This is a genomic window from Larsenimonas rhizosphaerae, from assembly GCF_023700005.1.
GTDB classification, from domain to species: domain Bacteria; phylum Pseudomonadota; class Gammaproteobacteria; order Pseudomonadales; family Halomonadaceae; genus Larsenimonas; species Larsenimonas rhizosphaerae.
Window position 1 is genome coordinate 1,618,407 of the sequence record NZ_JAMLJK010000001.1, and the last position, 15,950, is coordinate 1,634,356.

Sequence of the window (15,950 nt, forward strand, 5' to 3'; positions counted from 1 at the left end):
ACGGGCAACGGCAAGACCTCAATATCGAATCATCAAGACCATCCCAGTAGCAGGAAACGATAAAAAATGACCAGGATGTCATGGGGAAAAATGCAGCGGCCGATAATGGCCGTTTTATGCTGTCTGTCCACCAGCCAGGCACTGGCGATAGATACCACCGTCAAGGGAATTGGCGGTCAGCCGGCCACCAACATCAAGAATTTCCTGTCTACGGTGTCTATTGGCGAACAGGCCAGACTGGGTGCATGGCAGGGCGAAATAGAGCAAAAGGTCGAACAGGCGCTGCACGCCTATGGTTATTACTCGTCCGACCTTGATATCAATATTGAAAGCCGTAACCACGTCATTGTTACCGTCACCCCTGGCCCCCAGGTCAGGCTTGATCATCTGTGGCTGGAAGTGCGTGGTGCAGCGAAGGATGATGCGCCGTTTGAGAAGGCCATTGATGAAAGCACCCTGAAGGCCCGGAAGGGCAAGCCGCTTCATCATGCGGATTACGCAGCTCTCAAGACACGTCTTCAGAACCTGGCACTGCAGCGTGGCTATTTTGATGCGAACTTTACAGCGCATCGTCTGGAAATACGCCCCTGGGCCGATGAAGCCAACGTAACATTGATTCTGGACAGTGGCCCACGGTATCGGTACGGCGACATTACCATCAAGGGTAATCAGGTAGACGAAACACGATTGCGCAACATGTTGCCATTCAAGACCGGTGACTATTACCTGACGAGCGAGCTGGCCACCTATAACCAGCGTCTGTCTCAGGCCGGCTGGTTCAAGGGAATTGCTGTAACGCCCCGTCTATCTACAGCCAATGAAGACACCGTGATTGTTGATAAGGGCAGCAAGGGCACCTTGCCGCCGGCAGCAGACAATACGCCTCGGCAGGTGACGCCGCCGGAGAAAGCCGTGGTGCCCATCGATGTCAATCTCCTCCCTGCGGATCGCCATCAGTTTGAAATAGGCGGAGGGTACGCGACCGATGTCGGACCTCGCCTGCAGTTCAACTGGAAACAGCCCTGGGTCAACCGACGTGGAGACAGCTGGAACAACTCCCTGTATCTGTCAGCCCCCAAAACCGTGTTTGAAGGCGTCTATTCAATCCCGCTGGCCAACCCCATCAAGGACAGTTACGAAATCACCTATGGGCTCAAGAAGCTGGATAATGAAGATACCCGAAGCTTTGAAAGCTCTGCTGCCTTTGCACGCCTCTGGAAATTCGATAATGGCTGGGACCAGCGTCTTTATCTGCGTGCTACGCGCGAAGACTTCACTCAGGCCGATCAGGATGAAACCGTCTATCTTCTGGTGCCTGGTGTGAGCTGGAGCCGCACCGCGGTCGATAATCAGCGCTTTCCCATGCATGGCAACCGCCAGGATGCCCTGTTCGAGGCTTCCGATACGGCCTGGGGGTCGGATGCCCGCTTTGTACGCACACGCCTGAATTCGCAGTGGATAACAAGTCTTGGCAACAACAACCGGTTCGTGGGTCGGGCCACCGTCGGCGCCACTGCCACGGATACCTTCGACAAGATTCCTCCATCCCTGCGTTTTTTTGCCGGCGGTGATAACAGTCTGCGGGGGTACGATTTCGAGAGCATTTCGCCCGAGAATGACGATGGTGAATTGCTGGGTGGTCAGCATCTGTTGACCACGACGGCCGAATACCAGCGACGTGTCACCGGCGATTGGTGGGCCGCCACCTTCATTGATGCCGGTAATGCCTTCGACGCCTGGTGGCCCGAGGAAATCAAGAAAAGTGCCGGTATTGGCGTGCGCTGGATCTCGCCGGTGGGGCCTATCCGGTTCGATCTGGCCAAACCGATCGGCGATGACGACAACAACAGTCTGCACATCCATTTTGCGATAGGGCCTGAATTCTGATGAACGTGGTCAAGGGTATTATCTGGACACTGGTATGTGTCGTGGCGCTGGTACTGATGGTACTGGGGATAGCGCTCTCTCCCTGGGGCACACGTCAGGCGCTCGAATTCGCTCGATCCGAAGGATGGATTGACTATCAGTCAGTCAGTGGGGGGCCACTTGACGACTTCGAACTGAAGGGCGTCTCGCTGACAACCGCCGGCATGACTCTCGACGCCGATACCCTGGTGCTGAACTGGGCATCGGACTGTCTTCTGCGCGGCAGTCTTTGTATCGATTCATTGACCGGGCAGGGGATTCACATAGCACTTCACCCTGTAGACCAGGCGCAGCCCGCAGAGGAAAAGACCGGTTCGGGCCGTATAGCCACACCGATACCGGTCGATGTGCGCCATATCAAGGTTGACGATGTCCAGGTGGACCTGGCGACCGGTGCCAGTCTGCGCTGGAACGAATTCAATAGTGGCGTGGCCTTCTCCGGTCATACGCTGACCCTGTCCCCGACAACGCTGAACGGATTGCGCTGGACAGCGCCACCTGCGACCGAGCTCGCTACTCCGGCAGCCAGGCCGTCCGACACAAACAGTGAAACGCTGCCCCACCCCCTGCGAGCACTTGATCAGGATGAGGCCACTCAGCGCATCGAGCTGCCCACCATTACGCTGCCGATCAATCTCGACGCGCCCTCACTGACCCTGAATGACCTCGCCGTGGACACTGGCCAGCAGGTGCAGCACATCGACGTGATTCAGATTGCACTTCATGCAAGGGATCAGCAGATCAATCTTCAGCGCCTCCATGTAGAGATGCCTCAGGGGCAGATGACGGCGACAGCAGATGTCACCATGGCGGATAATTACCCAGTCGACATGGCCGTTCAGGGCGACTGGCATGCCGCACCGTTCACACAGCAGAAATTTGATCTCTCACTCACGGGCAGTGCAGCCGATCTGATGCTTGAACTATCTGCCAAGGGCAATGTACCCGCCACGCTTGATGCTCAGGCGGACCTGCTGGCCCCGAGACTGCCATTTTCACTGAAGGCCCACGCCGATACGCTGTCATGGCCGTTTGGGGAACAGACACCTGTCTATGTACTCAACCGGTTTGATAGCCACTTGCAGGGCGATCTGGACGCCTATCAATTGACACTGGATGGGCAGGCCAAGGGCCCCGAAGTAGACAGGCTGACACTGAATGCCAGGGGCAATGGAGATGCGCGTCATTTTGACTGGTCCAGACTCGCAGTCACCACGCCGGATGGCAGTATATCAAGCAAGGGCGGTGTGAACTGGGCATCCGGTATAGCGGCACAGGCGAATATTGACCTGAAGTCACTGGATATAGGTGCACTGGCCCCCTCGCTGTCCGGCCGCCTGCAGGGGCAGGGAAACATGTCATTCCACCAGCCGGTTCCAGGCCAATGGACGCTGGATATTCCGATGCTTGATATCGGCGGCACATTACAGAAACGCCCCTTCTCGATGAAGGCCCACCTGGACGGTGACAGCAATATGCAATGGAACGTGCATGAGCTGTCCATTGTGCAAGGCAACAATTCCCTGAAGGCCAGCGGTACGCTGTCAGATCGCTATGATCTGGATGCACGTCTTGACGCCCCCAGCCTCGATACCCTGATGCCTTCTCTTGCCGGCGCACTGGCAGGTAATGTCAGTCTGAAGGGCAGCGCCGAAACACCCGTGATTGATGCAACGCTCGATGGACAGGCGATTCAGTTCAACGCCCTGAGCCTTGGTGCCCTGTCACTCAAGGCACATACCAAAGGCAAGGATGATCCCGCACTGTCTGTAGACATGACGGCAAGCGATCTTGTCAATGGTGCTCAGCAGTGGCGACGCATCAATACCACGCTGAAGGGGCGCCTCAGCCAGCATCGACTGGCTCTGGAAGGAGACGCCAGAGACGGCAACAGCATCGCGTCGTTCAATGTCGGGCTGGACGGGCGATTCAACCAGCAGCAGCAACGTTATCTGGCAAGCGTGACGCAGCTTGCAACACGCCTGAGTGCGGATAATGACATCGCGCTGGTCGATGTGCTCAATGCCCGAATTGACCTGGCAGACAGCGCAGCCACCATTGATCCGTTTTGTCTGTCGCGCTCACAGGGCGGTCAACTGTGCTGGACCCGAAAGGCTCGCGTATCGGCACAGAAGGGTGATGCTCATCTGGCCCTGCGTGATATCCCCATGTCCCTGCTGAACAGCTTCCTCCCTGAAGGCTGGGACGCTCGCGGCACTACAGTCGGTGACATCAATCTGGCCTGGTCACGTGCCGGCACACAATGGAAAGGTACCGGTCATATTACCTCCAGCCTGGAAATGTCCGGCAAGGCGCCGGACAACACTCCATGGCAATTACCCAAAACCAGCGCCACGATCGATCTGAATGCCACACAGGCCAATGCCCGCGTTCAGGCTGTGCTGGATCTGACGCAGGCCGGGGGCCTTACACTCACCGCAAATGTCAAAAACCCGACAGGGGATCGAACATTGTCCGGTGAGCTGCTGGCCCGCCAGCTTGTGCTGGCCCCTTACAAGCCCTTGTTCCCGCAGATTGATACCCTTCAGGGCCAATTGAATGGCCGGGTTGGCTTGGCGGGTACGACATTGTCACCGCTGCTGAATGGACAGATGGTGCTCGATCAACTCAAGGTGCAGGGGGCAGCCCTGCCGGTTGAGCTGAATGATGCGCGGCTGGCTCTGAAGCTTGACGGTGATCGAGGCAATCTTGACGGCTATCTGACCTCCGGCGATGCGACCTGGAATCTGAAAGGCAACGCCGGCTGGCCTACCACGGGGGACTGGAAGGCGCATGTGGAGCTTGATGGCCGAAATGCTCCCTTGCTCGCCGCGTTGCCACAATATGGCCGACTAAGGGTGGCACCCAATCTGACGGTGGATGCTGACCCGGCCAACCTGGCCATTGCCGGGGTGATACGTATACCCTGGGCGCGTATCAAGGTCGATGAAGTGCCCCCCGCCGCAGTATCGCCGTCTTCGGACGAGGTCATCATTACTCGGGAAGAAGCAGCCCGGATAGATCAGAAGATCGAGCAGGGAAATGTACCCGACTGGGCTGATGCATCAACGCTTGCCCAGTCGGGTATGGATATCGACGTCAATGTCAGCGTTATCATCGGTGATGATGTTACGCTGGAAGCCTATGGGCTAAGCACCAATCTCAATGGGGGGCTGAAGGTCCGCCAGCAGCGCAATACGCTACAGCTGATGGGGGATATCGATCTCGAGAATGGGCAATTCAAGGCCTATGGCCAGAACCTGATCATTCGAACGGGCAAGATAACCTTCAATGGGCCGCCGGCAGAGCCTTATCTGAACTTCGAGGCCATTCGAAATCCGGATACCATTGAAGATGACGTGACCGCAGGCCTGCGGGTTACAGGCAGTGCCAGTCAGCCTAATGTCTCTGTATTTTCCGACCCGGACATGAATGAAACCACGGCACTGTCCTACCTCCTGCGCGGGCGAGCACCCGACGATTCAGGAGGCGGCAATGACGATGCGCTGACCTCGGCACTCATTGGCCTGTCGCTGTCACAAAGTGGCCGGGCAATAGGTTCCATCGGTGAGAGTTTCGGTGTTCAGGATCTGAGTCTGGATACCGCAGGGTCAGGAGATGACAGCCAGGTCGTGGTCAGTGGTTATTTGTTCAAGGACTTGAAAGTCAGCTATGGCGTCGGCATGTTCTCCTCCATAGCCGAACTGACATTACGTTATAAATTGCTTCAAAACCTGTATCTGGAAGCGGTATCCGGCTCCAATCAGGCATTGGACCTGTTGTATACATTCAGTCTGGGCAAGGCAAAACTGCCTACCCGGAAAAGTGAGGATAACTGACATGGGTCGACAAATTCCGTTACCCACGGCCGAAACAGCACTGCCAGGACGCCAGCAGCCATTGATGGTTGACCCGGTTCACCATGTGCTTGAAAGCACGATTCAGCCCCCGTTTTCAGCACATCTTGAAGAGATTGTACTGGGGCTGGGGTGTTTCTGGGGAGCAGAGCGCCTTTTCTGGAAACTGCCGGGCGTGGACGTCACGGCAGTAGGGTATGCAGGCGGCATAACGCCGAACCCGACCTATGATGAAGTCTGTTCAGGCATGACCGGGCATGCCGAGGTTGTCCGGGTTGTCTTTGATCCTGCAAGGATCAGGCTGGAAGATATTCTCCAGGTGTTCTGGGAAGCACATGATCCGACGCAGGGGATGCGGCAGGGCAATGATACAGGCACGCAGTATCGCTCGGTGATTTATACAGGCAACGATGAGCAGCTGGAGGTTGCACGTCAGAGCGCTGCCAGATATCAGCAGGCACTGACTGCGGCAGGTCGGCCGGACATAACCACCGAAATAGCGCCTCTGACCGCATTTTATTATGCGGAAACCTATCATCAGCAATATCTGAGCAAGAATCCGGCCGGGTACTGCGGACTCAAGGGGACAGGCGTCAGCTGCCCCCTTGGCTAGAACGGGGTCAGCTATGTGAGACGAAGTCGAATCGGTACAGCTGATCGACTTCGTCCAGCCCGCTACGCGAGCATTCCATGTTGTTCACCAGGCCGTTTTTCAGGCTGTAGCACCAGCCGTGCACCGACAGTTTCTGGCCGCGCGCCCAGGCGCGCTGAATGATCTTGGTGCAGCTCAGGTTCCTTACCTGTGCCATGACATTCAATTCGCACATGCGATCTGCCTGGGCCTTGGGCGACAGCAGTTCAAGCTCATGACGATGTATGGCATGCAGTTGACGAATACTATGAAGCCAGTAGTCTACAATGCCGCATTCATCACCGGTCAATGCAGCGCGCACGCCACCACAGCCGTAATGGCCCACGACCATGATATGTTCAACCTTCAGCACGTCCACGGCGTATTGAATGACTGACATGGCATTCATGTCAGTGTGATGAAGAATGTTGGCTACATTGCGGTGAACGAATACTTCACCCGGGGGCAGGTCAATGATCTGGTTGGCCGGGACGCGGCTGTCGGAACAGCCAATCCATAGATAATGCGGGTTCTGCTGCTCGGATAGCCGGTTAAAGAAGTCCGGATCCTTCTCCTGCATCTGCTTTGACCATTCCTTGTTCTGATCCAATAGTTTCTGGATATCAGGAGAAGTACTTTTACTCATTGATTCATGTCCTTTTCAACGCTCATGACATTGGTCTATCGGTATAATGCGTACAGTATTCAACACATTCAGCGTTATTAAATCCTTTGCTTTCCAGGGAGTCCAGAGTGTCCAAGTTTGATTATGATCTATTTGTTATCGGTGCCGGATCAGGTGGCGTGCGGGCAGCACGCACGGCGGCCGGGAAGGGTGCACGTGTAGCGGTAGCCGAGGACCGTTATCTGGGCGGCACCTGTGTCAACGTTGGCTGCGTGCCGAAGAAACTATACTCCTATGCAGCCCACTTCAGTGCAGACTTCAAGCACAGTCAGGGCTTTGGCTGGTCATTCGATCAGAAGCCCCGGTTTGACTGGTCAACCCTGCGTGACAACAAGACACGCGAAATTACCCGCCTGAACGGTATCTACGAACGATTGCTGGACAACTCGGGCGTATTCCGCATCGACGGTCGTGCTCGTCTGACGGGGGCTCATGAGGTGGAAGTCAACGGCGAGCGCATTACTGCGGAGCGAATTCTGCTGGCTACAGGTGGATGGCCCTGGAGTCCTGACATACCTGGACGTGAGCACCTGCTCGACTCCAACCGGATATTCGATCTGGACACGTTCCCCGACCGCTTTCTGGTACTGGGGGGCGGATATATCGCCGTCGAATTTGCCAGTATCTTCAACGGTCTGGGCGCCGAAACACATCTCGTTTATCGCAGCGATCTATTTTTGCGTGGATTTGACCATGAAGTACGTGAATTCACGCGTGATGAAATGCAGAAGAAGGGCGTCAACCTTCACTTTGAAACCAATATCGAACGCATAGACACGGACGGAGATGCCTACCGCGTCACGCTGACTTCGGGTGAAACGTTAACGGTTGATGCAGTACTGGGGGCTACGGGTCGTGTACCCAACTTTGACGGTCTGGGGCTTGAAAGCGTCGACATCGAGCTCACTCCGGCCGGCAAGATTGTGGTTGATGACCGCTATCAGACGACGGTGCCGTCCATTCTGGCCATCGGCGATATCATTGAAGGTCCCGAGCTTACCCCGGTAGCTCTGGAAGAAGCCATGCATCTGGTGGCGTGCCATTTCGACAACGAAGTTCGCGCACCGCTCGATTTGAGCAAGGTTGCCACGGCGGTATTCTGTCATCCCAATATTGGCACCGTAGGGTTGAGCGAAGAAGCGGCGCGTGAGAAGTACGCTCGCATCAAGGTGTTTGCCACGTCATTCAAGCCAATGAAGCATACGCTTTCAGGTGCGGATGAACGTTGCCTGATGAAGCTGATCGTTGACGCCGACTCTGACCGTGTACTTGGTGTGCATATGGTTGGCGATGAGGCTGGTGAACTGATTCAGGGCGTAGCCATTGCCGTCAGGGCCGGGCTGACCAAGGCAGACTTTGATGCCACCGTCGGGGTTCATCCAACCAGCGCCGAAGAGCTGGTAACCATGAGAACCGTTACGCGCGAATAGCCATGTTTCATTTTTTCCTTTTGAAAGCCGCACCGATTGTGCGGCTTTTTTTTTGAAATCAACTATCCTGGAAGACAGGCCAAGGGATGGTACCAGCCAGTCATATCCATAACATTTTTTTATGGTGATGGTTTCCATCCATAACATTCAGATTTGCCAACCTGGTGCCACATTGTTATGGTAAGTACCGAATTCGCCACCTGCGAACTATAAGCATGGATACATTCAAAGAGCCTTTTACGTCCTCTTCCGATCTGGCCAGATCAGGCGCGGAGGAGGTTATTACCAACGGGGATTATTCTCTTTTCATTCGTGCACCCGGGACAGATGACGGATGGGGCATCTATGAACTGGTCAAGTCCTGCCCACCGCTGGATGTAAATTCAGCATATGCCTATCTGCTGCTGGCAACGCAGTTCAAGGATCGTTGTGCAGTAGCCACCACGCAGGATGGCGAAATCGTGGGTTTTGTATCGGGCTACGTCAAAACCAACGCACCTGATACCTATTTTCTCTGGCAGGTGGCGGTCGGTGAAAAGGCCAGAGGAACAGGCCTGGCCCCCAGGCTGATTGAAGCAGTCCTGAAACGGCCTCATCAAAGCGAGGTTCGGCATCTGGAAACAACCATTACGCCGGATAATGAAGCGTCATGGGGGCTATTCAAGAAACTTGCTCACCGCTGGCATTCCCCACTCAACAGCCGGGAATACTTTTCAGAAGAACAATTGGGTGGTGAGCATGACCCGGAAAACCTGGTCCGTATAGGACCGTTTGCTCCAGATCGCATATAAAAGTGCTATCCCTTGAAGGGCGATGTTGCTCTCAATGTATCAAGAATTCGAGGAGACCTTGATGGAAACCGAGTATTTCGAAAATATCGAGTCAAATGTCCGTACCTATTCACGCTCCTTTCCTGTTGTATTCGAGAAAGCGGAGGGTGCCCGGATCTGGCAGAAGGACGGTACTGAATATCTCGACTTTCTGGCAGGGGCAGGGACCCTCAATTATGGCCACAGTGACCCTGACCTGAAAAAGGCACTGCTGGATTACATTGAAAGTGGCGGTATCGTTCATGCGCTGGACATGTGGACTCAGGCCAAGCACGACTTTTACAAGGCCGTGGAGAAATACCTTCTTGAGCCCCGTGGCATGGACTACAAGATCCAGTTGCCTGGCCCGACCGGGACCAATGCGGTAGAGGCTGCTCTCAGGCTGGCTCGACGCGCGACCGGACGTCACAACATCATCACGTTCACCAATGGTTTCCATGGCGTCACCATGGGAGCACTGGCTACTACCGGTAATTCACGCTTTCGCAAGGCGGCTGAGATTCCTACGCTGGGTGCCCAGTTCATGCCTTATGACGGCTATATGGGCGAGGGCGTTGATACCCTCGATTATCTTGAAAAAACCCTGAATGACAGCTCCAGCGGTATCGACAAGCCAGCGGCCGTATTCTTTGAAACGGTACAGGGTGAAGGTGGCATCAATGTAGCGTCGATCGCGTGGATGCAGCGTCTTGAGAAGATCTGCAAGGCCCATGACATCCTGATGATCGTGGACGATATCCAGGCAGGTTGCGGCCGTACCGGCAAGTTCTTCAGCTTTGAGCACGCCGGTATCATGCCGGACATCATTACCAACTCGAAATCCCTGTCAGGGTACGGGCTGCCTTTTGCCATGGTACTGATGCGGCGCGATCTTGATGTCTGGAAAAAGGGTGAATACAACGGTACGTTCCGTGGCTTCAGTTTCGCCATGGTTACGGCTACGGCCGCGCTCAGGAAATTCTGGTCCGATGATACCTTTGAAAAGGAAGTGCAGCGCAAGGGCGAGGTGGTCAAGGAGCGTTATCAGCGTCTGGCACGCATGATCAGCGAAACAGGACATCCTGCCAGTGAGCGTGGACGCGGGCTGATGCGAGGGCTTGATGTTTCAACAGGTGACATGGCGGACAAAATTACCGGCAAGGCCTTTGAAAAAGGCTTGATCATCGAAACCTGTGGTCACGATGGCAACGTGATCAAGTGCCTGTGCTCCCTGACGATTACTGATGATGAGCTTGGTAAGGCTCTTGATATTCTTGAAGAAAGTGTCAGGGAAGTCATTTCCTGATACTGGCATGTGGTCGGCGCCCATCCGGCGTCGGCCTTTCTCTCAAATTGATTTACATCATGCAAGGAGAGCCTCTTAATGATTGTCCGTAACCTTGAAGAATGCCGCAAGACCGAACGTTTTGTCGAAGCAGAAAACGGTAACTGGGATAGCACACGGCTGATGCTGGCCGATGATAAGTGTGGTTTCTCGTTTCATATCACCCGTATTTACCCGGGTACGGAAACCCACATTCATTATAAAAACCATATCGAAGCTGTATTCTGTTATGAGGGTGAAGGTGAAGTCGAAACCATTGCTGACGGCAAGATCCACACCATCAAGGCTGGCGATATGTACCTTCTGGATCAGCATGATGAGCATCTGCTGCGCGGCAAGGAGAAGGGCATGACGGTAGCCTGTGTCTTTAACCCGCCAATTACCGGCACTGAAAAACACCGTGAAGATGGCTCGTATGCCGCTGCAGATGAATGATATCTGACCTTGTTGCCTGGCATGCAGCACGATAAAAAGCCGCTCCCGTATTTACGGGAGCGGCTTTTTATCGTGACCAGCCTCGAGTACTTGAAAGCTACTTCAAATACCAGGGCGTACCATCAGCTTCGCTCTTGAACAGATCATCCTTTCTCATGTCTGCAACTGAAGGGTCCTGCCGGCCATGTTTATGCTGAGCGGCCGTATCATCAGCTTGCGGCGCAGCCCTGTACGTATCATGACGCCTTTTCGCAGTGCCTGTGTCTGCTGACGACGACGACGCCTTTTTTTCGGACTGAGACCCTTTGGCGGCAGCCTTGTCGTTACCATCTGCCTTTGGAGCCGGTTTGATCCGAGCAGATGGTGTGTTATCGGCATCGGTATTCGATGATGGACGTGGCGCATGTTGCGTATACATGATGGCAAAATAACGGTTGCTGCAGGAGCCGACCATTTTGCCTTCAGCGCTATCGGCGTCCGACATCTTCACCGTGTTCAGCGAAAACTGATTGTAAGGCACTCCATTGCCATGAATCTTGCTGGCGATGTCATCCATTGTGGTACTGCATGACGCAAAGGCTGCGCCGGCATTAGCCAGCAGTCCGACACATACCGTCACTTTCAGGAAATGACGCATCGTGAAAATCCCCCTAAAAACGAATCAGGCCGACCTTACCATGGCCTGATTTCAAGCACACAAGACAGAGGGCCAGACCAACAAAGCTGTAACAAAAAGATCGGAAAGGCGCATTTCGGCACAAAATCACAAGAGCGCACCAGACATATTCATGACATTATTTTGTTTCGCATAATATATATTATGTTAAATACGCAATGGATTGGTAATCGAGTCTGATAATCACTGCTTACGAATTACGAAAACCAAAGCAACTTGACCGACACACTGAATGTCACGATTACCATGACGATGCGAATCAACTTCTGCCCTTTGGTAATTGCCAGGCGCGCACCAATACTGCCACCGATAACCTGACCAGCCAGCATTGCAATGCCTACGCTCCAGTACAGATCGCCAAAAACAATGAAAAATATCAGTGATGCCAGATTACTGACGAAATTGAGTACCTTGGCGTGCGCAGTGGCCTTGACCAGGTTATAGCCCATCAGGCTAACGAAGGCGATGGCCAGGAATGCGCCCGTGCCCGGACCGAAGAATCCGTCATAAAATCCAATCAATGGCGCCGCTGTCAGACCAAACACGAACGGCGTGATGCGCTGATGCTGATCCACTTCACCCAGCCGTGGTGCCATCAGGAAGTAGATACCAAAACCGATCAAGAGCACCGGAATCACCTGCTCCAGCACGTCGGAATGCATGGTGAGCAGTAAACCACTGCCCAGTGCTGCGCCCACGAAAGCCGTCAGAATCTGAAACCTGATCAGTCGAAGATCGACTTGTTTCTTTTTGACAAAATGCACCGTTGCGGCCAGAGACCCCGCCGTGGAGCCCAGCTTGTTGGTAGCGATGGCTGTAGCCGGCGGCATGCCTGTAGCCATTAGAAATGGCAGTAGAATCAATCCGCCCCCCCCGGCTATGGCATCAATGCAGCCGGCAGCCATGGCCAGCATGAAGAAAAGGAGAAGCAGCTCCGGGCCAAATGTCATCAACATGATTCCTGCTGTGATGCTTGTGTGTGGTTGTGGCATCTCGTGCGCTGACGGCGCAAGGGATGTTATCTTATCACTCGTCGATTTCCTTTCCGATTTACCTATGGCTTTATTTGATGGCTCATACTCATTCATTGAAGAATATGCTGGCCGCTGCGGAGCATCGGTGTGCTGACCGTGGGGTTCGTTTCACCGCGATCAGGCAGCGCGTCTTCGAGTTGATTGCCGGCTCCGATTCAGGACTCAAGGCGTATGACGTTCTCGATCGCCTGACCAGCGAGCACGCATCGGCTCGACCACCGACCGTCTATCGCGCGCTTGATTTTCTGCTGGAACTGGGCTTGATTCATCGCATTGAATCACTCAATGCCTACGTCGCCTGTCCCTGCCCTGATCATCATCGCGGGTTTCAGCTCATGATCTGCAAGCAATGCGGCTTTGTACAGGAGCTTCATGATACGGCCATTGCCGCGGATCTGGACGCGGCAGGAAAGCGTGAAGGCTTCCATATCGAGCGGCAGACCATTGAGTTGCTCGGGATATGTGAGACGTGTCGTAGTGAATGATATTGGCGTCGGGATAAAAATGTTATAACGTAACAAAATCCCGCTCATGTGCTGTCGTGCATGCGCTCGCTACCCCGTTATCCGTTGGAGAGTTTTTCACATGCGCTTCCCCGCACTGGTTGCTACTGCCCTTTTGACCCTATCACCATTGACGGCAATGGCCGCTCCGCTATCGGTGTCTGTCAGCATCATTCCCCAGCAATGGCTGATCAAGCAGCTGGGTCAGGACAGCGTCGACGTGCAGACCATGGTGCTGCCCGGGCAGGAACCGGAAGATTTTTCACCCAGCCCAAGGCAATTATCCAGTCTTTCCCATTCCCGCCTTTATTTTTCAATCGGCGTCCCCTTTGAGGCTGCCTGGCTTGACCGGTTTGCCGAGCGCGCCCCTGACATGAACATTGTCAGCATGGACAAGAACGTCGCGCACCGAAGCATAGAATCTCATGATGAGCCCTCTCACCATGACGGCGAAGCACACAATGATCATCATGCGCACGATGACCATCATCATGGACATGAAGCAGCATCCGGCCATCATCATGAAGCCGGCGCACCGGATCCACATATCTGGCTTGACCCGAATAACATGATCATCATGGCGCATAATGCTGCCGATGCCCTCGTTAATGCCCTGCCCGACCAGGCTGGCGCCATTCGCCAGCGTGAGTCCGCACTGGTCGACGAGATCAAGCAGACAGATCAGCAGATTACCCGGCAGCTCATGCCTTACAAGGGGCGTAGTTTCATGGTGTACCACCCTGCATGGGGATACTTTGCCGATCATTATCACCTGAATCAGCACCCGATCGAGCTTAACGGTCGCGAGCCTACGCCGCGTGCCCTGCATGACCTGATGACCACTGCGAGGAAAAACGGGATTCACACGATTTTTGTGCAGAAACAGTTTTCTCAGGCCACAGCACGCCGCCTGGCGGAGTCACTTGATGGCAATGTAGTGTCCATTGATCCGCTGGCGGAAGACTATCCTGCCAATCTTCACCGTATTGCCGATGCGCTGGTCGCCGGCTTTGAAAAGGCAACAGACAGTTCGTCATGACCGATGCCATACAGCTTGACAATATATCCTTTTCCTATGGTAGTCAGCGGGTACTTGATGATGTCTCATTAAGTGTCCGCCACCGGGAATTCATGGGGCTGATAGGCCCCAACGGTGGTGGGAAAAGCACGCTATTGCGCTTGATTCTGGGACTATTGCCCCCTCAGGAAGGCCGGATATCCGTGCTGGATACAACACCTCGCCGCGCAGCGCGCAGACTGGGCTATGTACCCCAGTTTGCCCGTTTTGCGCGGTCTTTCCCGATTTCGGTGGAAGATGTCGTGCTGATGGGCCGTTTGGGCCAGGGTAATATGTGGGGTTTCTGGAAGCGCAGCGATCGCCATGCCATTACCGACATTCTTGACCTGCTTGAAATTACCCATCTGCGTTCTCGTCATATCGAGGCGCTGTCCGGCGGCCAGATGCAACGCGTACTGATTGCGCGAGCACTGGTTGCCAATCCTGAAATCCTGCTGCTGGACGAGCCCACTGCCAGTGTGGACCGACACGGCGAAACCTCATTGTTTGAATTATTCAGCACGCTGAAAAAAAACATGACCGTCATGGTGATTTCCCATGATCTTGGATTTATAAGTGACTACGTGGACAGAGTAGCCTGCCTGAACCAGTCACTGGTCATGCATCCCACCGCGGCTGTCACCGCTGATACCATTAACCAGCTTTACGGCGAACAGGTGCAAATGGTGCACCATCACCATGCTCACTGACGCAGGATATACCCTTGGCCTTTCAAGATTTCTTCCACGCAGCCCTTACTGAACCCTTCTTGCGTCAGGCGTTGCTGGTCGGGCTGCTGGCGGCTCTGGCCGGCGGATTGATCGGTCCATACGTGGTGGTGAAGCGCATCGGCTATCTGGGAGGCGGTATTGCCCATACGGTGCTGGCCGGCATGGGCATCGCCTATTTTCTGGGCGGGTCACCCATTGTCGGCGCCTTCATCTGTGCGCTAGTTGCCGCAGTGATTATCGGGGTGATCAGTCTTTACAGCCCCAGGGAAGAAGATACGGTCATCAATGCCCTGTGGGCTGTCGGAATGTCCGTCGGTGTGCTGTTCATCAGCCAGACGCCCGGTTACAGCACCAACCTGACCAGCTATCTGTTCGGCAATCTACTGCTGACACCTCCTGGCCTGGCCTCCGTGCTTTCCGCAATTGTGGCAGGACTGGTACTGGTATTGCTTCTGGTGCATCGCTCCCTGACGGCCGTGATTTTCGATGAAGAGTTTGCCAGCCTGCGTGGTGTGCCCGCTCGCACACTGTATATTCTTCTACTGTGTCTGGTCGCTGTATCGGTCGTTGTATTGCTTCAGGCCATCGGCTTGATCATGGTCATCGCCCTGCTTACGCTGCCTGCTGCTCTGGCGGGGCACCATGTGCGCTCGATCAGCGCCATGATGCTGATCGCTTCACTGGCCGGCATGCTGTTTATTGTGGTGGGAATGGCCATATCATGGGTGGCCGATTTACCTTCAGGTGCCACTATTGTACTGGTCGCCGGGCTTGGTTATTTTGTCTCGATCAGTGTGCAGCATCTTTTGAAGCCCTACCGCCAAGGATAAG

At 54.5% G+C, this 15,950-nt stretch carries 14 protein-coding genes; 11 read left to right on the top strand and 3 right to left on the bottom strand.

Annotation, left to right across the window (positions count from 1 at the left end; all coding sequences use genetic code 11):
- Positions 1-66: 66 nt before the first annotated feature.
- The 3 genes from tamA to msrA are packed head-to-tail and all read left to right on the top strand — an operon-like array spanning position 67 to position 6,396.
- Complete coding sequence (tamA, locus tag NAT21_RS07410) at positions 67-1,887, top strand: autotransporter assembly complex protein TamA (RefSeq protein ID WP_250936812.1); 1,821 nt, start codon at positions 67-69, stop codon at positions 1,885-1,887.
- Positions 1,887-5,765 carry an autotransporter assembly complex protein TamB gene (gene tamB, locus NAT21_RS07415; RefSeq protein ID WP_250936813.1) on the top strand — a complete coding sequence of 1,293 codons (3,879 nt, stop codon included), beginning with the start codon at positions 1,887-1,889 and terminating at the stop codon, positions 5,763-5,765. The genes tamA and tamB overlap by 1 nt, the downstream gene beginning before the upstream one ends.
- Position 5,766: 1 nt before the next feature.
- Positions 5,767-6,396, top strand: a complete 630-nt coding sequence (gene msrA / locus NAT21_RS07420) for a peptide-methionine (S)-S-oxide reductase MsrA (RefSeq protein ID WP_434084391.1) — start codon at positions 5,767-5,769, stop codon at positions 6,394-6,396.
- A 7-nt stretch (positions 6,397-6,403) separates the two neighbouring features.
- Here the strand turns inward: msrA and can are convergent, their stop codons facing one another.
- Positions 6,404-7,060: a carbonate dehydratase gene (gene can, locus NAT21_RS07425; protein WP_250936814.1), complete on the bottom strand. Its 657-nt coding sequence runs from the start codon at positions 7,058-7,060 to the stop codon at positions 6,404-6,406.
- A gap of 107 nt (positions 7,061-7,167) precedes the next feature.
- On the opposite strand from can, the gene gorA reads away from it, so the two are divergent.
- The 4 genes from gorA to NAT21_RS07445 all read left to right on the top strand — a co-directional run bounded on the left by gorA (position 7,168) and on the right by NAT21_RS07445 (position 11,118).
- Positions 7,168-8,529, top strand: a complete 1,362-nt coding sequence (gene gorA / locus NAT21_RS07430) for a glutathione-disulfide reductase (protein ID WP_250936815.1) — start codon at positions 7,168-7,170, stop codon at positions 8,527-8,529.
- A 215-nt stretch (positions 8,530-8,744) separates the two neighbouring features.
- Entirely contained in the window at positions 8,745-9,320 is a 576-nt protein-coding gene (gene ectA / locus NAT21_RS07435) for a diaminobutyrate acetyltransferase (protein WP_250936817.1), read from the top strand.
- Between the two features lie 61 nt (positions 9,321-9,381).
- On the top strand, positions 9,382-10,644 hold the full coding sequence (gene ectB, locus NAT21_RS07440; RefSeq protein ID WP_250936819.1) for a diaminobutyrate--2-oxoglutarate transaminase: 1,263 nt from the start codon (positions 9,382-9,384) through the stop codon (positions 10,642-10,644).
- Between the two features lie 78 nt (positions 10,645-10,722).
- Positions 10,723-11,118 (top strand): ectoine synthase, encoded by a 396-nt coding sequence (locus NAT21_RS07445; protein ID WP_250936821.1) that lies wholly within the window; start codon positions 10,723-10,725, stop codon positions 11,116-11,118.
- Positions 11,119-11,215: 97 nt separating this feature from the next.
- On the opposite strand, the gene NAT21_RS07450 is transcribed toward NAT21_RS07445, so the two are convergent.
- Both NAT21_RS07450 and NAT21_RS07455 read right to left on the bottom strand, forming a co-directional pair.
- Positions 11,216-11,755, bottom strand: a complete 540-nt coding sequence (locus NAT21_RS07450; protein ID WP_250936823.1) for a DUF1161 domain-containing protein — start codon at positions 11,753-11,755, stop codon at positions 11,216-11,218.
- A gap of 236 nt (positions 11,756-11,991) precedes the next feature.
- Positions 11,992-12,744 (bottom strand): TSUP family transporter, encoded by a 753-nt coding sequence (locus NAT21_RS07455; RefSeq protein WP_250936825.1) that lies wholly within the window; start codon positions 12,742-12,744, stop codon positions 11,992-11,994.
- Positions 12,745-12,863: 119 nt separating this feature from the next.
- On the opposite strand from NAT21_RS07455, the gene NAT21_RS07460 reads away from it, so the two are divergent.
- The 4 genes from NAT21_RS07460 to NAT21_RS07475 all read left to right on the top strand — a co-directional run bounded on the left by NAT21_RS07460 (position 12,864) and on the right by NAT21_RS07475 (position 15,949).
- Positions 12,864-13,313, top strand: a complete 450-nt coding sequence (locus NAT21_RS07460) for a Fur family transcriptional regulator (RefSeq protein WP_250936827.1) — start codon at positions 12,864-12,866, stop codon at positions 13,311-13,313.
- A gap of 100 nt (positions 13,314-13,413) precedes the next feature.
- Positions 13,414-14,370 (top strand): metal ABC transporter solute-binding protein, Zn/Mn family, encoded by a 957-nt coding sequence (locus NAT21_RS07465; protein WP_250936829.1) that lies wholly within the window; start codon positions 13,414-13,416, stop codon positions 14,368-14,370.
- Positions 14,367-15,098, top strand: coding sequence for a metal ABC transporter ATP-binding protein (locus tag NAT21_RS07470; protein WP_250936831.1), 732 nt, complete (start codon positions 14,367-14,369; stop codon positions 15,096-15,098). The genes NAT21_RS07465 and NAT21_RS07470 overlap by 4 nt, the downstream gene beginning before the upstream one ends.
- Before the next feature lie 14 nt (positions 15,099-15,112).
- Positions 15,113-15,949, top strand: coding sequence for a metal ABC transporter permease (locus tag NAT21_RS07475; RefSeq protein ID WP_250936834.1), 837 nt, complete (start codon positions 15,113-15,115; stop codon positions 15,947-15,949).
- Position 15,950: the final 1 nt, after the last annotated feature.